The 20,073-nt window shown below is 59.8% G+C and carries 18 protein-coding genes and 1 tRNA gene; 13 read left to right on the top strand and 6 right to left on the bottom strand.

Features of this window, described 5'->3' with window-relative positions; translation table 11 throughout:
- Positions 1–89 precede the first annotated feature (89 nt).
- Together AC2A6O_RS05285 and AC2A6O_RS05280 are read left to right on the top strand one after the other, a co-directional pair.
- A complete protein-coding gene (locus AC2A6O_RS05285) occupies positions 90–1,004 on the top strand; it encodes a LysR family transcriptional regulator (RefSeq protein ID WP_498926033.1) in 915 nt (304 codons plus the stop codon).
- 342 nt (positions 1,005–1,346) lie between these two features.
- Positions 1,347–1,643: a hypothetical protein gene (locus AC2A6O_RS05280; protein ID WP_498926032.1), complete on the top strand. Its 297-nt coding sequence runs from the start codon at positions 1,347–1,349 to the stop codon at positions 1,641–1,643.
- 210 nt (positions 1,644–1,853) lie between these two features.
- Here AC2A6O_RS05280 and AC2A6O_RS05275 read toward each other — a convergent pair.
- Together AC2A6O_RS05275 and mnmA are read right to left on the bottom strand one after the other, a co-directional pair.
- Positions 1,854–1,930 (bottom strand) — tRNA-Met (locus AC2A6O_RS05275).
- 114 nt (positions 1,931–2,044) lie between these two features.
- Positions 2,045–3,223, bottom strand: a complete 1,179-nt coding sequence (gene mnmA, locus AC2A6O_RS05270) for a tRNA 2-thiouridine(34) synthase MnmA (RefSeq protein WP_148585743.1) — start codon at positions 3,221–3,223, stop codon at positions 2,045–2,047.
- 309 nt (positions 3,224–3,532) lie between these two features.
- Between mnmA and AC2A6O_RS05265 the strand changes: the two genes are divergently transcribed.
- The 9 genes from AC2A6O_RS05265 to flhA all read left to right on the top strand — a co-directional run bounded on the left by AC2A6O_RS05265 (position 3,533) and on the right by flhA (position 14,804).
- Positions 3,533–5,797: a flagellar hook-length control protein FliK gene (locus AC2A6O_RS05265; RefSeq protein ID WP_498926030.1), complete on the top strand. Its 2,265-nt coding sequence runs from the start codon at positions 3,533–3,535 to the stop codon at positions 5,795–5,797.
- 30 nt (positions 5,798–5,827) lie between these two features.
- Positions 5,828–6,487 (top strand): flagellar hook assembly protein FlgD, encoded by a 660-nt coding sequence (locus AC2A6O_RS05260; protein ID WP_498926029.1) that lies wholly within the window; start codon positions 5,828–5,830, stop codon positions 6,485–6,487.
- A 383-nt stretch (positions 6,488–6,870) separates the two neighbouring features.
- Complete coding sequence (sciP, locus tag AC2A6O_RS05255; protein ID WP_006940094.1) at positions 6,871–7,146, top strand: CtrA inhibitor SciP; 276 nt, start codon at positions 6,871–6,873, stop codon at positions 7,144–7,146.
- A gap of 310 nt (positions 7,147–7,456) precedes the next feature.
- Complete coding sequence (fliF, locus tag AC2A6O_RS05250) at positions 7,457–9,070, top strand: flagellar basal-body MS-ring/collar protein FliF (protein ID WP_148585746.1); 1,614 nt, start codon at positions 7,457–7,459, stop codon at positions 9,068–9,070.
- Positions 9,071–9,072: 2 nt separating this feature from the next.
- Positions 9,073–10,119, top strand: a complete 1,047-nt coding sequence (gene fliG, locus AC2A6O_RS05245; RefSeq protein WP_498926028.1) for a flagellar motor switch protein FliG — start codon at positions 9,073–9,075, stop codon at positions 10,117–10,119.
- Positions 10,120–10,157: 38 nt separating this feature from the next.
- Entirely contained in the window at positions 10,158–10,850 is a 693-nt protein-coding gene (locus AC2A6O_RS05240; RefSeq protein ID WP_209001240.1) for a FliH/SctL family protein, read from the top strand.
- The gene (fliN, locus tag AC2A6O_RS05235; protein WP_148585749.1) at positions 10,847–11,182 is read left to right on the top strand and encodes a flagellar motor switch protein FliN; all 336 of its coding nucleotides are present in this window, start codon (positions 10,847–10,849) and stop codon (positions 11,180–11,182) included. Before AC2A6O_RS05240 ends, fliN begins: the two co-directional genes overlap by 4 nt.
- A gap of 12 nt (positions 11,183–11,194) precedes the next feature.
- Positions 11,195–12,547, top strand: coding sequence for a sigma-54-dependent transcriptional regulator FlbD (gene flbD, locus AC2A6O_RS05230; protein ID WP_148585750.1), 1,353 nt, complete (start codon positions 11,195–11,197; stop codon positions 12,545–12,547).
- A gap of 79 nt (positions 12,548–12,626) precedes the next feature.
- Positions 12,627–14,804, top strand: coding sequence for a flagellar biosynthesis protein FlhA (gene flhA, locus AC2A6O_RS05225; RefSeq protein WP_148585751.1), 2,178 nt, complete (start codon positions 12,627–12,629; stop codon positions 14,802–14,804).
- Positions 14,805–14,871: 67 nt separating this feature from the next.
- On the opposite strand, the gene AC2A6O_RS05220 is transcribed toward flhA, so the two are convergent.
- On the bottom strand, positions 14,872–15,147 hold the full coding sequence (locus AC2A6O_RS05220; RefSeq protein ID WP_498926027.1) for a flagellar biosynthesis protein: 276 nt from the start codon (positions 15,145–15,147) through the stop codon (positions 14,872–14,874).
- 147 nt (positions 15,148–15,294) lie between these two features.
- Entirely contained in the window at positions 15,295–15,570 is a 276-nt protein-coding gene (locus AC2A6O_RS05215) for a flagellar biosynthesis protein (protein WP_148585753.1), read from the bottom strand.
- A 143-nt stretch (positions 15,571–15,713) separates the two neighbouring features.
- Between AC2A6O_RS05215 and AC2A6O_RS05210 the strand changes: the two genes are divergently transcribed.
- On the top strand, positions 15,714–16,331 hold the full coding sequence (locus AC2A6O_RS05210) for a GNAT family N-acetyltransferase (RefSeq protein WP_498926026.1): 618 nt from the start codon (positions 15,714–15,716) through the stop codon (positions 16,329–16,331).
- 179 nt (positions 16,332–16,510) lie between these two features.
- Here the strand turns inward: AC2A6O_RS05210 and mtnA are convergent, their stop codons facing one another.
- Positions 16,511–17,617, bottom strand: a complete 1,107-nt coding sequence (mtnA, locus tag AC2A6O_RS05205; protein WP_148585755.1) for an S-methyl-5-thioribose-1-phosphate isomerase — start codon at positions 17,615–17,617, stop codon at positions 16,511–16,513.
- A 229-nt stretch (positions 17,618–17,846) separates the two neighbouring features.
- On the opposite strand from mtnA, the gene AC2A6O_RS05200 reads away from it, so the two are divergent.
- Positions 17,847–18,428, top strand: coding sequence for a hypothetical protein (locus tag AC2A6O_RS05200; RefSeq protein ID WP_148585756.1), 582 nt, complete (start codon positions 17,847–17,849; stop codon positions 18,426–18,428).
- A gap of 228 nt (positions 18,429–18,656) precedes the next feature.
- Here AC2A6O_RS05200 and AC2A6O_RS05195 read toward each other — a convergent pair whose 3' ends face one another.
- Entirely contained in the window at positions 18,657–19,595 is a 939-nt protein-coding gene (locus AC2A6O_RS05195) for a metallophosphoesterase family protein (protein WP_498926025.1), read from the bottom strand.
- Positions 19,596–20,073: the final 478 nt, after the last annotated feature.

The following is a 20,073-nucleotide window of genomic DNA, read 5'->3' as shown; positions in this document are numbered from 1 at the left end:
CTCCCTGAACTGCACTGTTTTGGGCTTTAACGGGGCACCTTGCACAAATCCAATGACAATTGGCACCAAGTGATATTAGAGATTTTTATATGAAGCTCTTTTCAAACATCAGCGGACTGCTGGCCTTCACCACTGTCGCCCGCGAAGGCAGCGTCTCTCGCGCCGCCGAGGTTTTGAACCTGACCCAACCCGCTGTCAGTCATCAGCTCAAACGGCTGGCGGAGGAAACAGGGACAACGCTGTTCAGGCGCACTTCCAGGGGACTGGAATTGAGCAATAGCGGTGCAGAGCTTCTGGCCAAGGCGGAGCAGGTGCTCGAGGCCCTGGCAGAGTTTCGTCGTAGCGCGCAGCAAGGCAAAGGCAGTGTCAGTGGCACGTTACGCATTGGAACCATCGTGGACCCTGAATTCATCCGGCTTGGTCCGTTGCTGCGGCGGCTGCGTGCCGATTATCCCGGCATAACAACTGAGCTAACCCATGGGGTGAGCGGTGAGGTTCTGGCGAGGCTGATGCGGGGCAGCATCGACGCAGGGTTTTATCTGAGCAATCCGGACAAGCCGGTGCTTCAGCAGAACGAGGAAAAGCTCCACACCGTGCGGCTTGCCGACTTCGCTTATCGCGTCATCGCCCCTCCGGGCTGGCAGGCCCAGGTCGAGACCGCGGGCTGGGAGGCGTTGGCGGAGCTGCCCTGGATCGGCACGCCGCCCGCATCGGCACATTACCGTTTGCTGGACGAGATATTCACCAGACATAATTGCCGGCAGAACATTGTTGCCTTGGTTGATCAGGAGGCGTCGATGCTGGAAATGGTGCGGGCAGGCGTTGGCCTCAGCCTTTGCCGCGAGTCCATCGCCCTACACCAGCGCCAGGCCTTCGGCATCGCGGTGGGGCAGGCGGTATCCGTTCCTGCCTGCCTTGGCTTTGCAACAATGAACCGGCATTTGGGTCGGGACACGATTGTGGCGCTTTTGGACTCTCTTCAGGAAATTTGGATTGGCAAGTGAGAAGCAAGGTCCGCTCGGTGGTTGCCATGCGTGAAGAAGCACATCGACAAACTGAAATTGCGCAGAAGAAACTTTAAGGAACGAGCTAAACGCCCTCCGCCAACCCCAGGGCAACTCCACGATGACCTTCGTCGAACAGCATTGAATTGAGTGGTGTTAGATCAAGTTGGATTTGGTAGCGGAACAGGGTCTCTATTTCCCAACACGCGGGTTAGGATTCCAACGTTGGTGCAATCGTAACAAGAATTCGGAGAAAGAAACGGATGCTCCACGATCGAATTAAGAATACCAATTCTATAGTTCGGCAGGTGTGTTGATCTGTGATTACTTGGCGCCTTTAAGATGAGGTATTTAACCGTAGACGGCATGAGTTCTGGAACGGGTGTCCGGGACACTCTGGATGGCGGGTTTGTTGATTTGGACAAAATCGGCGTTTCGGCCGGGTTAAAGAGAGATATCCGCGTATGGCTTTTGGAATATGAAGCTGAGTTCTTTGCTGGGTTTCGAAATTTGAAGACCCTGGCAGCCTTGGATGAGAAGGGTCTCCAAATCGCACAGCGTCTTTCCAAGGAAATATCAGGATCAAAAATTGAATATTATTCGGATGGAAAATCCGAAAAGATTTACTTCAAGCTATAGATCGATCCCATTCAGTAAAATTGATGCTGTAGTGAGCGCGATTGGGCTTGAAGTTCAAGTCCGGGATCGGGCGGGCTGCGAGTATCTCTGCGCACCCAAATTGAAGAAAATCAGGATCGACTGCAGGAAACACAACAATCGCAAATGCGGCAGCATTTTCTTCATTGAATAAAATGCTGCTAGGCGTGCGATAGGCTTTATTATGGAAGATGGTAGCGGAGGAGGGACTTGAACCCCCGACACGCGGATTATGATTCCGCTGCTCTAACCAGCTGAGCTACTCCGCCATCCAGTGCGAACCGGGCCTAGGAGGCCCTCGCGACGTGGGGTGCTTATAGTGAGGCGGCGGGCGGGCGTCAAGCGTTGAATTGGCGTCCGGCCGCAAAGATTTTTGTTTGGCTTCAGGCCGCGGAAACCGGGGCTTTGGCCTGTGGAAAATCGAGCGCCCAGTCGCCTGTGCGTTCGGTCTTGTGGATCCAGCCACCGCCCAGAACACGGGCGGTTTCGTCGTCCGTATCAAAGAAAACGCAGGCCTGGCCCGGGGCGACGCCGGTTTCGCCATTGGCGAGGTCCACGAAGCCCTTGCCGTTCAAAATGCGCAAGGTGGCAGGTGCCGGCGGGCGGGTGGAGCGAACCTTGGCGAACAGTTCGATCTCGTCGCCTTCGTCGAGCGGCTGGTCGCCGATCCAGTTCATTTCACGCAGCAGGATGGTGCGGGTCGCCAGTGCTTCACGCGGGCCGACAACGACACGGCGCTCGTCCGGATCAAGGCGCACCACATAAAGCGGGTCGCCGGTGGCAACGCCAAGGCCGCGCCGCTGGCCGATGGTGTAATGGATAATGCCGTCATGAGTGCCCAGCACGCGCCCGTCCATATGGACGATCTCGCCCGGTTCGGCCGCATTGGGGCGCAGCTTGCGGATGACCTCGGCATAATCGCCGTTTGGCACGAAACAGATGTCCTGGCTGTCCGGCTTGTTGGCGACGGTCAGGCCGAATTCGGCCGCAAGTTCGCGCACCTTCGACTTGGGCATGCCGCCAAGCGGAAAGCGGATGAAGTCGAGCTGGTCCTGCGTGGTGGCGAACAGGAAGTAGCTCTGGTCTCGGTCGAGATCAGCCGGGCGGAACAGCGCGCGCTTGTTGCCCTGCTGGGCAGAGCGGACATAGTGCCCGGTTGCCAGCGCATCGGCGCCAAGATCCTTTGCGGTCTTCAGAAGGTCGGTGAACTTGACCGTCTGGTTGCAGGAAACGCAGGGGATAGGTGTTTCACCGGCAATGTAGCTGTCGGCGAAACGGTCCATGACCTGTTCCTTGAACCGGCTTTCGTAATCCAGCACGTAATGAGGAATGCCGATCGTTTCCGCCGCGCGGCGGGCATCGTGAATGTCGACACCCGCGCAACAGGACTTTGCCTTGCTGACGGCAGCGCCATGATCGTAAAGCTGCAGGGTGACCCCGATGACGTCGTAGCCTTCGGCCTTCATCAGGGCGGCCACGACAGAGCTGTCGACGCCGCCTGACATGGCAACGACAACGCGAGTGTCTTCCGGGCGGCCGGGCAGATCCAGACTGTTTCGCATCCAGTGTACTTCCAGAAGTTTTCGGCCGATCGCGCAGGCGGGGCGGTTGTCCGTCCCGTGCCATCCGCGCCCCGTCGGGCGGGCGGCGATCAAGGGCCCTATTCAAAGTTGGCGGCACTATACAGATAAGGTGTGCTGCTGCCAATTGCTTCCCCCGCATGGCAGGCACGCTTTGCCTGACCGGCAAAGCTTGCCGCCTGAATGTCGGGCTATGGGAGGGCCTGAGCTGGAGAAAGGCGAATAAAATCAATGGGTCTGTCCGCTTATCTGACTTGGCCCGATGCTTGCTTCCTGTCCCGGTGACGTAATGTGCCCGCCGCTGCGGGCCTGGAGCTGGGGGCAAACGTGCTGCCATTTGGATTGACAACGGATGTTTCTGCCGGGGCGCTGGCAGCAGGTGCGGGCAGCGCACTTGCTGGCGGACAGGCGTCTGCCGGTTCTGCTGCTGCCTCCTCTCTTGAGGGGAAGGCAAACGGATTTGCCGACGAGTTGAACTCGATTGCCGGGCAGGGCAAAGGGCAAGCAAAGACGCAGGCAAGCGCGGCCGTCACCGGCAAAGGTGGCCGGACAGCCGATCCGCTTATGCCTGGCGTGGTTGCCACGCAGATCCAGGCCAATATGGCCACCGGCGAAATTGCTCCCGCCGGTGCAGTGGACCCGGCAGTGCCTGCGGCCGATCCGGTTGTCTCTGGTACTATCAGCGCCGCAGCACCGGTTCCCGGTGCGGGACTGGCAGACACAGTCGGAGAAGATCAGCTCCCATCAGAGGGGGAGGACACGGCACAGTCTGACGACGTTACCCTTGTTGCAGATCTTGCCCCGGCCGCACCCGTTGTGCAGCCGGTGCCGCAAGTGGCAGGTGACAGTGCTGCCATTGCTCCCGAGGCTACCCGCGCCGGTGTCTCGGGTGAAGGCGGTTCTGGGGCCGGTCTAGCTGGTGCAGCTGCAGGTGGACCAGGAACAGGTGTGGCAGGTGCAGGGATTGCTGGTGCGCCGGCTCCCGGCGCAACGCTGTCCGGGTCAGCGCCGCTTTCGGCCAATGGGCCTGCAGCGCCTCTGGATAATCCGGCAAGTGGTCCTGCGCTTGTGCCTGCGTCGGGTGCAGGGGAAAAGGCGCATGCTAATGCTAATGCCAATGCTAATGCCGGGCCTACTTCAGCGGCCGCGCAGCCAAACCTGGCTGGCGCCTCGGCGGATGCACAGGCAAGTGTCCCGCAACCTGCAACACCCGAGCGGCCGGTTTCCAACCCGGGTGCGGAGGTTCAGTCTGCTGTTTCACGGCCAGTGCCCGTAACGACAGAGCGCCGCTGGCAAAGCGAGCTGCCGAAGGAATTTCGAGCGCCGGTAACGCCTGCCGTTCAACCGCTTAATCCGAGGCCTTCCGCAACACTGCCGGCCCAGGCCGCTGCGGAGGCTGTGGGAAATGTGGCGAGCCAGGCCGGGGTCGGGAGTTTGGCCGGGACTGGTATTGGCGCTGGGACTGGAATTGGATCTGAGGCTCCCGGACTTCAGGTTGCGGCTGCGACGCCTGCGGGAACGAAAGCTGCGTCCACTTCGGCTGTTGCTCAGGCCGCGGCAACGCCTGAGAGCGCTGGGGCTGCTGCAATGCCAGCCGCGCCTGTCGTGGATGGGAAAGCCGCCCAGCCAACGGCGGTGACTGCCGAAACAGGTGAGGCGGCACCGAAGGCAGGCTCCGCTACAGGCACGGCCGCCGCTCAGGTTGCTGCTGTCGTGAATGCGGGAGCTGCGCCCGTGCAGAAGCCTGTTCAGGCAACGGTGCAACCGGTGCTGACTGACCAGCCGACGGCCGGAGAGCCTGCCGCGGAAGACGGCGCTGGTCTGGTCAAACCTGCCGTTCAGGCTGAAACCGGCCCGCAAGCGGCTGGCACTGGCAACACTGCTGCTGCTGATCCTGCTGCCAGGGCGGTGGACCAGAAGGGACCGGAACCCCGCGGCGCCGCAATGGCTGCGGCTGTTCCGGCGGCGGCGCTTTCGAACATTGCCTTTGATGAGGCGGATCTGCCTGCTGACCTGCCGGAGACAAGCGTTTCCGGCGAAATGGGCACGGCAACGGTGCGCGGCGGCGATCTGGCCGGTGCCATGCGGACCGAAAGCCTGCAAGCGCCCAGCCATAGCCAGTCTGCCCATGTGGCCGGCCAGGTGGCGGCGGAGATTGCCCGTAATCTGAAGAATGGCCAGACCCGCTTCCAAATGCGTTTCGATCCGCCGGAGCTCGGCCGGGTCGAGGTTGAGATGAAGGTTTCTCACGACGGCAAGGTTCAGGCCCATTTGCGGGTCGACCGGCCGGAGACGCTGGACATGTTTCTGCGCGATCAGCGTGGCCTGGAGCGGGCACTTGAGGCGGCAGGGCTCAATCCGGATTCGGACAACCTGCAATTCTCCCTGAGGCAGGACGGGGGGCAGCAATTCGGTTCCCAGCAGGGCGAGGGGGACCATCAGCCGACCTCAAACGGTGGCGGAGGGGCGGTTTCTGCGGAAGCTGATCCGATGCTTGAAGACATTGTCAGAATGACTATCGCCGAACAACGCGGCGGTCTGGACATGAAAGTTTAACGGGGCGGGTTGCCGCCTCAGGAGTGAAAAATGACAACGGTTTCTCCAGCTTCCTCGGCAGCGTCGCAGAGTTCCGCATCTACCAGCCAGGCCGGCCTGATAGCGGATTACGAGCTGTTCCTGAGCATTCTGACGACCCAGATCCAGAACCAGGACCCGCTGGACCCTTTGGATTCGGCTGAATACACTAGTCAGCTGGTGCAGTATTCGAACGTCGAACAGGCCATCAAGCAGAACCAGAACCTGGAAGAAATCATTGCGTCTCTGGCCACCAACCAGAGCATGGGCTACGTCAGCTATATCGGCAATGAAGTGACTGCCGACGCATCCACCACGACCCTGTCCGGCAGCAAGGCCAGCTGGAGTTACAGTCTGGAGGAAGCCGCGACAGGCAACTTCGAGATCCGTAACAGCAGCGGTTCCATCGTTTACAGCGGCGAAATCGAACTGGACGCCGGGGATGGCACCTTCTACTGGGGTGGGCAGACGGACTCCGGCCAGCAGGCTGTCGACGGGCTCTACACCATCTCCTTTGATATGAAGGACGCCTCCAGCCGACCGGAAACCGTCAAGACGACCGTCTCGGGTATTGTCGACAGTGTGGACTGGTCGAGCGGTGAAGCGGTGCTGAAGGTTGGTAGCCAGGAATTTCCGGTCAGTTCCGTGGTATCGGTCGCCCGTCCGTCCTGATCATCCCGTCAAACTAATTTTTTTGAAAGCCGCTCCGGAGGTCTCCGGGGCGGTTTTCTGCGTTTTCTGCGTGTTTCTGAAGTGCTCTGCACGCCTCTGGACATTTGCCGGCGCATAAAATGTGCGGTTGAGGTGCTGCGGGGGTGTCATGCAATTTCAAAGTTAATCGAATTGCCTCGCAAATTGCACGAGCAGGTAAATATGGTTAACGATTTCATATAATACTATTTAGAATTGGAGGTTTATACTTAGTCAAATCCTAAATATCATTCACTAAATTTAGATTTTATAGTTAATAAAAACACAATTTTGCTTTAGGCGTTTGTTAAGCGTCATCTTGTAGTCTCATTTCAAGCCTTGGTCATGGTTAGTGTGAGAGTACAATGACCGAACATATTCGTTCGCGTGTTAAATATGTCATCGGACCGGACGGTAGCCCGCTAACCATTGCGGACCTGCCTCCGACTTCGACAAAGCGGTGGGTCATCCGCCGCAAGGCAGAGGTAGTCGCCGCTGTTCGCGGTGGCTTGTTGTCCCTTGAAGAAGCTTGCCAGAGGTACACTCTGACAGTTGAGGAGTTTCTCTCCTGGCAAAGCTCGATTGAAAAGCACGGCCTAGCCGGGCTTCGAGCAACCCGGATCCAACAATATCGAAATTGATCCGGAACACAGTTTCTGCAACGCGCTCAAAAGGCGCAATCAAAGGGTCGGCTCTGCCGGCCTTTTTATTTTGCTTGCTGCCAGCGTGGAACTTATCCAAATATTAATGAAGTAGGCAGTTTTTCCCCACCTCAGTTGCAGTTTGCATTAATGGAAGTGGCTGAAACTGGCCGATCCGCCCTTATTGGAAAGGTTTTGTTAACCACTTGTTAACCACCTGGGCGGCAAATTTTGCCCATCGAAGGTGTGGCGTGTCCGGCCGACTCCAATAATAACGGCTAGGACATGCTTCAGATGCGGGCGGGCATTCGTGAACGGACTTGTTGATTTCATAAAAACCCTGGGGGCGGCGCGCATTGCTGCAATGGGGGCGGTTGCCGCCATCCTTGTCGGCGTGTTCGCGTTCATCATCTTCCGGGTGACGGCACCCCAGATGACGACGCTTTACAATGAGCTGACTCTGGAAGATTCCGCGGCAATCGTTTCGCAGCTCGAAAGCCAGGGCGTGCAGTTCGAGATTGCCCGTCAGGGTGCCTCCATTCTTGTCCCCAACGAACAGGTCGCTCGCCTGCGCATGCAGCTGGCCGCCGAAGGCCTGCCGACCGGTGGGTCCATCGGTTACGAGATCTTCGATCGCTCAGACACGCTGGGGGCCACCAGCTTCGTTCAGAACATCAATCACCTGCGCGCCATGGAAGGCGAGCTGTCCCGTACGATCGGAACCCTCGACCGTATCCGCGCTGCCCGTGTTCACCTGGTGATCCCGGAGCGCCAGCTGTTCCAGAAAGATCGTCGTCCGCCGTCTGCCTCCATCGTGTTGAACGTTCGCGGTGCACTGGGGCCGGGTGAAATCCGGGCGGTCCAGCATCTTGTTGCCACAGCCGTTGAAGGCCTTGAGCCGGACCGGGTCTCCATCGTCGATGAAAGCGGGCGCCTGCTGGCGTCCGGCGTGGGCGACGATGAAGAAGGCCTGTTGTCGAATTCGCTGCAGGAGCGGACTGTCGAGGTGGAAGGCCGGCTGCGCAACCAGATCGAGGAGATCCTGAACTCTGTTGTCGGCCCAGGCCGGGCACGGGTTCGCGTCAACGCGGAAGTCGACTACAACCGCCTGACGGAGACCACCGAGACCTTTGATCCGGACGGGCAGGTGGTGCGTTCCACCCAGTCCAAGGAGGAGGCTTCCTCCGCCGTATCCCGGAACGGGCAGGTTACCGTTGCTAACCAGTTGCCGAACGCCGATGCCGGTCAGGGCGGTGCTGAGCGCGACACCTCGTCCGTGACCGAGGAAATCGTCAATTACGAGATTTCCCATTCGACCCGGACAGAGGTCGTTGAAGCCGGCAAGATCAAACGCCTGTCCGTTGCCGTTCTGGTTGATGGCACCTACCAGCCGGACGGTAATGGTGGCAGCACCTACACACCGCGGCCTCAGGAAACCCTGGACCGGATCGCCGTGCTTGTTCGCTCCGCAGTTGGTTTCGATGCGCAGCGGGGCGATGTGGTGGAAGTCGTCAACCTGCAGTTCGCGATGCCTCCGCAGGACGACCTGCTGGCCGAAAGCGACAACCTGTTCGACTTCACCCGTAACGACATCATTCGCTTTGCCGAACTGGGTGTTCTGTTCCTGATCGCAGTGATGCTGCTGCTGTTCGTTGTCCGTCCGCTTCTGCGCCGCATCGTGACACCGGAAGAAAAGCAGCCGCAGGAGCTCATGATCGGTCCGGACGGAACCCTGGTGGTGGAAACGGAAGTCCCGCAGGAAGAAGCCGCGGAAGACGAATTCGTGATCGAATGGCTGGAACAGGCCAAACAGGAAGGGGCGATGCAGGCGAGCTCGATTGCCAAAGTAGGCGACATGATCAAGGACCACCCGACCGAAGCGGTTACCATCGTCCGCGGTTGGCTGGATGAACAGGCGGCCTGACAGTGAGCGATGCACTCCAGAAACAGCTGAAGGTCAGCGCCGACGAGGAAGATCGCGAGCTGAAAGGAGCGGAACGGGCAGCCGTTCTGCTTCTCGCGCTTGGCGAGTCCCATGGTGCGCCGATCTGGGCCAAGCTTGACGAGATCGAGGTTCGCCAGGTGTCCGCCGCCATGGCAAACCTTGGTCCGGTCACGCCGAACATGCTGGAGAACCTGTTCAAGGATTTCGTGCGCCGCGTGAGTTCCAAGGGCTCGCTGACGGGTAACGTCGATGCGACCGAGCGGCTTCTGGCCAGTTTTCTTCCGGGTGACAAGGTTTCCGTCATCATGGAGGAAATCCGGGGCCCGGCCGGACGCAACATGTGGGAGAAGCTCTCCAACGTGCAGGAGAACGTTCTCGCCAACTATCTCAAGAACGAATACCCGCAGACTGTCGCGGTGGTGCTGTCGAAGATCAATTCCGACCATGCCGCACGGGTGCTTGGCATCCTGCCGGAGGAACTGGCGCTGGAAGTTGTCAGCCGCATGCTGCGCATGGACGCCGTCCAGAAGGAAGTACTGGAGAAGGTGGAACAGACGCTGCGTGTGGAGTTCATGTCGAACCTCACCAATACCTCGCGGCGCGACAGTCACGAGATGATGGCGGATATCTTCAACAACTTCGACCGGCAGACCGAAGCCCGGTTCCTGGCGGCGCTGGAAGAAGACAACCGCGAAGCGGCCGACCGCATCAAGACCTTGATGTTCACCTTCGACGACCTTCTGAAACTGGATGCGGCCAGTGCCCAGACGCTGCTGCGCCATGTAGAGAAGGATCAGCTCGCGATTGCGCTCAAGGGGTCGACGGACACCGCACGGGAGTTCTTCTTCGGCAACATGTCCTCGCGGGCTGCCAAGCTCCTGGGGGACGATATGGATGCGCTCGGACCCGTGCGGTTGCGTGACGTGGACGAAGCGCAGACCGGCATGGTGAACAAGGCCAAGGACCTGGCGGCAAAAGGCGAGATCATGATCTCCAAGTCCAAGGGCGAGGATGAAATTATCTACTGATGCGGCAAGCGGCAGGCACTTACAGCAAAATGGGACGCATGACCAACCCATCGAAATTTCTGTTCAACGTTGACTTTTCCGAGCCTGAAGCGCCGGAAGAGGTCGCACCCGTCGAGCCGGAGATACCGATGATTCCGGTGGCCCAGCATGAGGAACTGCTGAAGAAGGCAAAGGCGCAGGCTTTCGAGGAAGGCCGCGTGAAAGCGCTTCAGGATCTGCAGACCAAGCAGGAGACCCTGCTCACGGCGGAAGTCGGCCAACTCGTCGATGCGGTCGGCCGCGTTCTGGACACCCTGGATGGCCAGGTGGCGGATCGTGAGAAAGATGCCATCAGCCTTGCTTTTCTTGTGGCCAGACGTCTGTGTGCCCATCTGATTGCGCGTCAGCCGCTGGCCGAGACGGTGGCTTTGGTGTCAGAATGCCTGGGACCGTTGCGCAAGGCGCCGCATCTCGTCATCCGGATCGCCGAGAAGGATGTCGAAGCGCTGAAGGCTCAGGTGGATCCGATCATTCACGAGAAGGGCTTCGAGGGACGGCTGGTCATCCTCGGGGAACCTGAAATTGGCCGTGGCGATTGCCATATAGAGTGGGCCGACGGCGGTATCAGACGCGACCGCAAGGCAATCGAAGCCGAAATCGATGCCAGCATTCGTTCCTACCTGCGCGGGCGTAGCGCGGAAAGACGCAGCAAGACCTCCGACACGTCGGCGGAAAAGGAAACTGACGCATGAGCGACGAGCAAGACCATAACATTCCGCTCGACGAGCTCGAGGCGCCGGAGCGCCCGCTCGACGATGGCGAACCGCATGCACCGCAATCCGCGGCCGACCTTGAGGCCGTCTTCGACGTTCCCGTTCGCATTTCCGCAGTCCTGGGACATTCCAGAATGCATGTGTCGGACCTGTTGAAACTGGGGTCCGGAACCGTTCTGGAACTCGACCGGAAGGTGGGGGAAGCCATCGATATCTATGTGAACGACCGGTTGGTTGCCCGTGGCGAAGTCGTCCTGGTGGAAGACAAGCTGGGCGTGACCATGACTGAAATCATCAAGACGGATCGATAGGGAGCGTAACGCATGCGGCTGTTAATTGTCGGAACGCTCGGCGGTCAGCTGACGACGGCTTCCAAGATTGCGATGCAGGGCGGGGCTCAGGTCACCCATGCGGACGATATTGAAGGAGCGCTGAAGGTTCTGCGGTCCGGACGCGGGGCGGACCTCATGATGGTCGAGGTTCATCTCGACATCGCCGGGCTGATCCAGAAACTTCAGAACGAACGCGTTCATGTGCCGGTGGTGGCCTGCGGCGTGGAAACGGATGCTCAGGCGGCTGTCTCCGCCATCCGGGCAGGCGCGAAGGAATATATTCCGCTGCCGCCCGATCCGGAGTTGATCGCCGCCGTGCTGGCAGCCGTCGCGCAGGAGCGGGGCGATCTGATCTACCGGGACGATGCCATGGCCTCGGTGGTCAAGCTGGCCGAACAGGTCGCGCCATCGGATGCCTCGGTGCTGATCACCGGTGAAAGCGGTACGGGTAAGGAAGTCATTGCCCGCCACGTGCACAAATGCTCGAACCGGGCGTCCAAGCCGTTTATCTCGATCAACTGTGCGGCGATCCCCGAACATCTTCTGGAATCGGAGCTGTTCGGTCACGAGAAGGGCGCCTTCACCGGTGCGGTTGCCCGGCGGATCGGCAAGTTCGAGGAAGCTGACGGTGGCACGCTGCTGCTGGATGAAATCTCGGAAATGGACGTTCGTCTGCAGGCCAAGCTGCTGCGCGCCATTCAGGAACGGGTGATCGACCGCGTGGGCGGCACGCGCCCGGTTCCGGTCAACATCCGTATTCTGGCAACGTCCAACCGGGATCTTGCCGAAAGCGTGCGTCAGGGGCATTTTCGCGAGGACCTGCTATTCCGCCTCAATGTGGTGAACCTGAAGCTGCCGGCGTTGCGCGAGCGGCCGGCAGATATCATGGAACTCGCCCACTTCTTCATAAAGCACTATTCGGAAGCCAACGGCATGCCCGTGCGGCCGCTGTCTGTGGAAGCCCGTCAGGCGCTGATGTCCAATCCGTGGCCGGGCAACGTGCGGGAACTGGAAAACACCATGCACCGGTCGGTGCTGCTGGCGTCCGGCGGGGAAATTGGCGTCGAAGCGATCCGCATGCCGGACGGCACGCCGCTGACGGTGTCCAAGGGGGCCGCGGAGCGGGCTGCACAGACGGCCGAGGCCGTTACGCGGTCCTTCGTCGGACGAACCGTTGCCGATGTGGAGCGCGACCTCATTCTCGACACGCTCGATCATTGCCTCGGTAACCGCACCCATGCAGCAAAAATACTGGGTATTTCAATCCGGACGCTGCGCAACAAGCTGAATCAATATACCGATGAGGGCGTAAGCGTTCCCGGACCAGGTGAAGCCCGGGCCTGATCGGACCGGCAGGAACCATAACAAAGACCAACAGAGCGCCCGGTAATCCGGGTGGCGGTCACAGGAAACCAGAATAGAAATGTCGGACACGGCAGCAGGCCAACAACCCAGACCGGAAGGCCCCTCAGCGGAGCAGCAGACGGCTGCGCCCGCCGCAGACGCCGGTTTTGCCGGCCTTCCCTTCCTGAGGGAGATGGTTGACACCCTTCGCCGGGGCGACGTCGGTCTTGCCACCGGCATTCTGGTCATCCTGACACTTCTGATCCTGCCGATGCCGCCCGTGATGCTGGATACCTTTCTGGCGGTGTCCATCATCTTTTCCGTCATGGTTCTCATGACGGGGCTGTTCATCCAGCGGCCTCTGGAATTCTCGTCCTTCCCGACGGTGTTGCTGATTGCGACGATGCTTCGGCTCGGTCTCAACATTTCCTCAACACGGCTGATCCTGGCAAACGGGCATGAAGGAACGGCGGCGGCGGGCAACGTCATCCAGTCCTTCGGCAACCTTGTCATGGGCGGGAACTTCGTCATCGGGATCATCGTGTTCGCGATCCTGGTGATCGTGAACTTCGTCGTTATCACAAAGGGTTCCGGCCGTATCGCGGAAGTCGCGGCGCGCTTTACCCTGGATGCCATGCCAGGCAAGCAGATGGCGATCGACGCGGATCTGTCCGCAGGTCTCATCGATGAAGCGGAAGCCAAGTCTCGCCGCAAGGCGCTGGAAGACGAAAGTGCCTTCTTCGGTGCCATGGACGGTGCGTCCAAATTCGTGCGCGGCGATGCCATCGCCGGCCTTCTGATCACCTTCATCAATATTCTCGGCGGGATCTTCATCGGCGTTGCCCAGATGGATCTGACCTTCACCGAGGCCGCCAACAACTACACGCTTCTGACCATTGGTGATGGTCTCGTCTCCCAGATCCCGGCACTGATCGTCTCCACTGCCGCCGGTCTTCTCGTTTCCAAGGCTGGCGTTCATGGCGCGGCCGACAAGGCACTGACGAGCCAGTTCACAGGCTATCCGAAGGCTCTCGGCATGTCTGCGGCGGTGATGGTGATCCTGGCGCTGCTTCCGGGCATGCCGATGATCCCGTTCTTCGGTCTTGCCGGCCTTGCCGGCTATCTGGCGTTTTCCGTCGGGGCGAAAAAGAAGCTGGCTGCCGCCAAGGCCGAGATGGTCAAGGCGGTGGCATCTGCGCCCAAGCCGCCGCCCGAGCCGCCCATTACCGACGCCTTGAAGATGGACGAACTGCGGATCGAGCTGGGCTATGCGCTGCTGCCGCTGATCAACGGCAAGGCCACGGGCGACAGCGATGTTCTGACCGAACAGATCAAGGCCCTGCGCCGCCAGATTGCGGGCGACATGGGCGTGATCATGCCGCCGGTGCGCATCCTCGACAACATTCAGCTCGGCGCGAACGATTATGTCATCAAGGTCAAGGAGGTCGAGGCCGGGCGTGGTGTGCTCTATCCGAACCACTTCATGGTGATGGATCCGGCAGGTGGACAGGTCAAGCTGCCGGGCACGCATACCACGGAGCCCACCTTCGGCCTTCCCGCGACCTGGGTGGAAGCCCAGTACCGCGAAGATGCCTCTCTGCGCGGCTATACGGTGGTGGACCCGGCAACCGTTCTGTCCACGCATCTGACCGAGACCATCAAGGCCAACATCAGCGAACTCCTGACCTATGGCGACGTTCAGAAGCTGCTCAAGGAACTGCAGGGCGAACAGGCCAAGCTGGTGGAGGACCTGATCCCGTCCCAGATCACCGTTTCCGGTATTCAGCGTGTGTTGCAGACGCTGCTGGGAGAACGCATTTCGGTGCGGGATCTCGGAACCATTCTGGAAGGCGTTTCCGAAGCAACCGGCATGACCCGCAACACGGACACCATCGCCGAACACGTGCGGAGCCGGCTCGGCAGGCAGATCTGCGCCGCCAATCTTGCCCCGGGTGGCTATCTGCCGCTGATCGCGCTGTCGCCGCAGTGGGAGCAGGCTTTCCTGGAATCCATCATCGGCGAGGGCGACGACCGCCAGCTCGCCATGCAGCCGAGCAAGCTGCAGGAATTCGTCGGGGGTGTCCGCGATGCGTTCGAGCACGCTGCCCAGCAGGGCGAGGTTCCCGTGCTGTTGACCTCGCCGCAGACCCGTCCGTTTGTCCGCTCCATCGTCGAGCGCTTCCGCGCGCATACGACGATCATGAGCCAGGCGGAGGTTCATCCGCGGATCAAGCTGAAGACTATCGGTTCGATCTGAGGTGGCGTAATCGCCGGTGCGTTCAACAAGGCTCCGTTGAGCGCCTGGGGATCTGGGCCGCTGCGCTTTAAACCACCACGTTTATCCTGGCCATGGCTGCGGTCTGGCTGGCGTATGTGCCGAGCCGCCCCTGGTTCTGCATGACGAACAGCGTGTTGGCCTGTGAGGACTGGGTGTTGATCGATTGCATCACGTAAGCGAAGTTGTTCAACTGGTCGATGCGCTTTGCAGCCGCCTGACGCCGCTTTGCCCATGCCTTGTTGTGCTCAGCCAGCGTGAACTTCTTGCTGGAGCTGAAACGTCTGGAATAATCCCGTTGGAAGTAGGTGCTGACCTTGGCCATGCGATTGCCTTTTCAAAAGACTGAATCAGCATAGCTCCTGAAGGAATGAACACTTTCTTAACGGGGCAATCGCCCGAAGACGTTGCGTAACTTTTGTTTGGAAAAGAGAGATCGCTAGGTCATTCGCCTGGCTGTTCGCACGGAAAACTAGACGAGCACGTTAATGCGGGCCATAGCCGCTGTCTGGTTTGCATAACCACCGAGCCGACCCTGGTTCTGCATGACAAACATGGTGTTTGTCTGAGCGGCCTGCGTGTTGATGGTCGCGAATGTGGAGGCCAGATTGCGAAGCTGCTGCATTTTCTGCGACGCCCCCTGACGGCGTCCGTTCCAGGCCTTGTTGTAGTCAGACCAAGTCGACTTCCGCTTCGTGCTGAAGGTTTTGTGGTAGTCCCGCTGGACGTAGTTTCCGACCTTTGCCATGGCAGCTCCTTCCTGGAGATCTGAACAGACTGTGTGTGAAGATGGTTAACAAGCCCTTAATCAGGCGCATTCTGCCCGTCGTGCTTGGCGATGATCCCGGCATTTGGTAAGTCCTGCCAAAGACACGGCAATCTGGAGTTTTCATGTCGACGCAAGTGCTCAACCTCGATGGCTATACGGATATCCCTGAGGGCAAGGTTGCCTTCGTGGTGACGTTTCTGGAAATGCTTCAGGCGCCGGAAACGCCGCTTGCCCCGCCGCGCAGCGATGTGACGCTGGAGAGGTGGGAGACGCCGGATCCGGACAGCTATCGCAAACTGTTCCGCGAGGTGGGCGAGGACTGGATCTGGTTCGGCAGGCTGGTCCATGACGATGCGACGCTGAGGCAATTGCTCGCCGAACCGGGGCGCGAGAACTACCTTCCCATGATCGATGGCAAACCTGTCGGAACCCTGGAACTGGATTTTGCCAACCCGGAGGAGCCGGAACTTGCCTATTTCGGCCTGGTGCCGGGCGCCATCGGTGGCGGGCTTGGGCGCTGGTTGATGGCCCAGGCGCTGGATATCGTCTGGTCCCGCCCGGAAACGAAACGCCTGTGGGTGCACACCTGCACCGGTGACAGCCCTCAGGCTTTGGCGTTCTACAGGGCCTGCGGCTTCAAACCCTACGGGCGTGCCATCGAAGTTGCCGAAGACCCGCGCCTGCTGGGGCTGCTCGGACCCGATAGAGCGCCGCATGTGCCGGTGATCGGCGGAAGCTGAAATTGGCGAGTCTCTGAAACGGGCAGGGGGCTTGCGAGCTCAGACGGTCTTTGAAAACGCACCAAACCCGCTAGCAAGCAACGCATACACCGCCCTCATCCTGAGGAAGCGCGAAGTGCTGTCTCGAAGGATGGGCTCCTTGCTCTGGACGGGTGCTGCTGATTTTCGGGTCGGGCCGTTCAGGCGCTTGCGCGTACCCGCTCCGGAAAGGCATCTGCGATGGCCTTGCGGTTTGCCTCCAGAACTCCGCGCTCGGTGATGAGACCGGTGACGAGGCGGGCCGGGGTCACATCGAAAGCCGGATTGCCAACGGGGGAGCCATCCGCAACGATCTCCACCGTTTCGACCTCACCGGCACTGGTGCGGCCGGTAATGTGGCTGACCTCATCGCCGCCGCGCTCCTCGATCGGGATCTGCCGGAGGCCGTCTGACAGGGAAAAGTCGATGGTCGGCGACGGCAGCGCGACGTAGAAGGGCACGTTGTTGTCCTTCGCCGCCAGAGCCTTCAGATAGGTGCCGATCTTGTTGCAGACATCGCCGGTGGCGGTGGTGCGGTCGGTTCCGGTGATGACGATATCAACTTCGCCATGCTGCATCAGGTGACCGCCGGCATTGTCGACAATGACCGTGTGCGGCACACCGTGGTGACCGAGTTCCCAGGCGGTCAGAAATGCTCCCTGGTTGCGAGGGCGGGTTTCATCGACCCAGACATGGACGGGAATACCGCCGTCGTGGGACATGTAGATCGGCGCCGTCGCGGTGCCCCAGTCGACTGTGGCCAGCCAGCCGGCATTGCAGTGGGTGAGGATGTTGACCGGCTCACCGGTCCGCTTGAGCCTTGATATGGCAGCGATCAGCTCCATGCCGTGCATGCCGATGGCCATGTTGATGGCGATGTCCTCGTCGCAGATGTCATTCGCCAGCTTGAAGGCCGCTTCCTCGCGAATTTCGGGCGCTATCTGGACAAGCCTCCGTCGCGCCTTGTCGAGCGCCCACTGAAGGTTGACGGCTGTTGGCCGGGTTTCCAGAAGGGACGAACAGGCGGCATGGAGATTGTCGTCCGAAGAATCGGCTCGCATGGCCAGCGCGACGCCGTAGGCGGCTGTTGCTCCGATCAGCGGTGCACCACGCACCTGCATGACCCTGATCGCGTGAGCGGCGTCTTCCATGGTGTGGAGCAACACGGTTTCGAAGGTGTGTGGAAACCGGGTTTGATCGATGATTTCGACCGGGCCGTCCTCTTCTGCCAGCCAGATCGTGCGATATTTCTTGCCGTCCACGTTCATGAGCGAAACTCCGCAATCGCAGTATGTTCCTGCTTACCCCATGAATAGCTGACAGGCCAGCGGTCGGTTGCTGGCGCGAGAGCCAAAAATACCTTAATCTCTGTTAACCATGTTTGGATCATTGCCAGTGGATAGCTCGCAGGTGAGGCCCGTGTGGCTGTTTCACTCGCGATAGAGTCAGTTAAGACTTGATTCACCAAAGGCAGTACAACGGAGTCTCGTGTACCCCATGTCTGAAATGCAGGATAACGTCGTTCCACATACGCGCATGCGATCCTTGCGCGATGCAATCCGTAAGGTTCAGCTTGGCGAAGTCGAACGTTCGGACGTGGTGGTTGAGCTGCAGGAAACCGAACGTGCCCGGCTGGATATGCTCGCGGACGAACTGAAGGACGTTTTCAAGGAAATACCTGAAGACGACGACCAGTTTTCCCTTCAGATCATTTCCGGCTCTACGCCGCGGCTGTGGATCGACGCAACCAGCCACGTGGCGGTTGGCGGAGACCGGCGCACCTACCGGTTCCTGAAGGATACGCGCCTGGGCCGGGTGGTTATTCTGGAGACGGCCAATATCGATGACATGGCCGATTGTCTGACTGAGTATATTGCAGAGCGTGTGCTGGAACGGGAAAAGGCGCTGGAAGGCGACTGGCTCAACAACCGGCTGCGGCAGGTGGCGCTCGACAGTAAGGTCGTACGCGTCAAGGAGAGCCGTACGCCTTGGATGGCCGTTGCGGGAGCCTTCGGCATCGGCCTGGCTGCCGGTGTGGTCGGACTGATCGCCTTTGCCTGGTTTGCCAATCCGCTCTAACGCGGATTTTCGCCTGTTTACCTGATCTGCAGGTCCATTAGCTGACGATTGTCCAGCAATTTAACGCTGCGATGCCGATAAGCGGGTGTTGATGGCAAGGCAGCATCTGTTCGCTCGTCCGCTCGAATTGTTCGGGTCCGGCGATGGGACCCTTTAGAGCTTCTGGAGGGAACCGCATCCGTGAATGCGTGCTCCCTCAATCAGATTTTCAGTCCTGGGCAGATGGCCTCAGGACCTGCGGCTCGGTATCTCTACTTGCCGCTCGCTCAAAAGCTTCACCGGTTCGTTCGGCATGGAAAAGCCGTGCTCTTCCATCTGGCAGGTCCAGCCTTCGTTTGTCTTTTCAATCTGGAACAGATTGTAGCGGGCCGGGGGCTTCTTGCCGCCGGGCGCGCTGGTGGCCGATGGCACGCCAACCACGGGGACAGGACCGTCCGGGCCCTCGATATGCTCGAAACTGTCAATATGGGTATGGCCATGCAGGATGAGCTCCGCACCGGCCCGTTTGACAACTGCACGCACCCTGGAGGCATCGGACAGGCGCTTGTGCCAACGGGTGGCATGGTGGAACGGGGGATGATGGAGCATTACCACGCGAAAGAAACCGTCCCGGCCCAGTTCCTCAAGGGTTGCGCGCAGGCGTTTGCTCTGTTTGCTGCCGACGCGTCCGGTCGCAAACCAGGGCGCGCTGGCCCGGCCGGTCGTCACGCCGACAAGGGCAATGCCGTCCCGTTTGCGCACATAGGGAAAGGTAGCCTGCGATTTGGTGCCCTTGGACGGTGCCTCGCCCGCGCCGTCGCCGCGCATGTAGGGCCACCATGCAGCGCGGGCCCGGCGAACGGCGCCCGGCACATAGGCATCGTGATTTCCCGGAACAACGGAGACGTCCTCCGGCGGGCCGATTTCTTCAAGCCAGGTGCGTGCGCCGCTGATTTCGAGAGGCAGGGCGATGTTCACCAGATCGCCAGTCACAGCGATATGGTCGGGTGCCTGCTCCTTCATGTCCTCGACGAGCTGTTCCAGATAGCTGGCGCCCATGATCCTGGACCGGTTACGGCGCCAGTTGAGGTAGCCAAGGATGCGTTTGGAAAAGAGCTGCAGGAGCTTCGGGTCCGGAAGGGGGCCCAAATGGGGGTCGGAAAGATGAGCGAGTTTGAATGTGGACATGGTCGCGCATCTTCAAAACGAAAAGCGCCGCGTCAAGGGAAAATGACGCGGCGTCTTCATTTGAGTTTCGGAACTGCCGGAAGTCCGGTTATTTGACCGGTTTTACCACCTTTGCGGCTTTCGGCGCCTTGCCGGTGTTATTGTCTGCGGAGCGCGTGGTTTCGCGCAGCGTCGCACCAACAACATTCAAAAATCCGAACATGGGACTTCTCCGTACAGGTTCCTTCGACCGAATTTAGTTGGCCGGGAAAGTGGTCAGGGCTGCGACGATGCGCGGGTTTGTCAGGTCGATAGCCGGCTTCCACTGGTAATGAGCGCGATTGCGGCGGCGTTTGCCAAAAAGGGCGTTGAACATAGGGTTTATCCTTCAGGTTCGGGCTGCCGGGAGGGCTGCCCTCGAATTCATCAAGTTGCCCGATATATATGCACACGATGCACAAAGGAGGAGCGTTATTCTCACGGGTCAGCCCTGCGGGGA

Source organism: Labrenzia sp. ATLA3 (genome assembly GCF_057180185.1).
The sequence above is the reverse complement of the archived record's forward strand: the minus strand, read 5'-3'. Positions and strand labels throughout refer to the sequence as shown.

Bases quoted from the DNA above. Each gene is read 5' to 3' on its own strand.
- AC2A6O_RS05240 (WP_209001240.1), top strand. From the start codon at position 10,158: ATGACCAACCCATCGAAATTTCTGTTCAACGTTGACTTTTCCGAGCCT.
- sciP (WP_006940094.1), top strand. From the start codon at position 6,871: ATGACCGAACATATTCGTTCGCGTGTTAAATATGTCATCGGACCGGAC.
- fliN (WP_148585749.1), top strand. From the start codon at position 10,847: ATGAGCGACGAGCAAGACCATAACATTCCGCTCGACGAGCTCGAGGCG.
- flhA (WP_148585751.1), top strand. From the start codon at position 12,627: ATGTCGGACACGGCAGCAGGCCAACAACCCAGACCGGAAGGCCCCTCA.
- AC2A6O_RS05260 (WP_498926029.1), top strand. From the start codon at position 5,828: ATGACAACGGTTTCTCCAGCTTCCTCGGCAGCGTCGCAGAGTTCCGCA.
- AC2A6O_RS05215 (WP_148585753.1), bottom strand. From the start codon at position 15,570: ATGGCAAAGGTCGGAAACTACGTCCAGCGGGACTACCACAAAACCTTC.
- AC2A6O_RS05200 (WP_148585756.1), top strand. From the start codon at position 17,847: ATGTCTGAAATGCAGGATAACGTCGTTCCACATACGCGCATGCGATCC.
- mnmA (WP_148585743.1), bottom strand. From the start codon at position 3,223: ATGCGAAACAGTCTGGATCTGCCCGGCCGCCCGGAAGACACTCGCGTT.
- flbD (WP_148585750.1), top strand. From the start codon at position 11,195: ATGCGGCTGTTAATTGTCGGAACGCTCGGCGGTCAGCTGACGACGGCT.
- AC2A6O_RS05210 (WP_498926026.1), top strand. From the start codon at position 15,714: ATGTCGACGCAAGTGCTCAACCTCGATGGCTATACGGATATCCCTGAG.
- mtnA (WP_148585755.1), bottom strand. From the start codon at position 17,617: ATGAACGTGGACGGCAAGAAATATCGCACGATCTGGCTGGCAGAAGAG.
- AC2A6O_RS05195 (WP_498926025.1), bottom strand. From the start codon at position 19,595: ATGTCCACATTCAAACTCGCTCATCTTTCCGACCCCCATTTGGGCCCC.
- AC2A6O_RS05220 (WP_498926027.1), bottom strand. From the start codon at position 15,147: ATGGCCAAGGTCAGCACCTACTTCCAACGGGATTATTCCAGACGTTTC.
- AC2A6O_RS05285 (WP_498926033.1), top strand. From the start codon at position 90: ATGAAGCTCTTTTCAAACATCAGCGGACTGCTGGCCTTCACCACTGTC.
- AC2A6O_RS05280 (WP_498926032.1), top strand. From the start codon at position 1,347: ATGAGGTATTTAACCGTAGACGGCATGAGTTCTGGAACGGGTGTCCGG.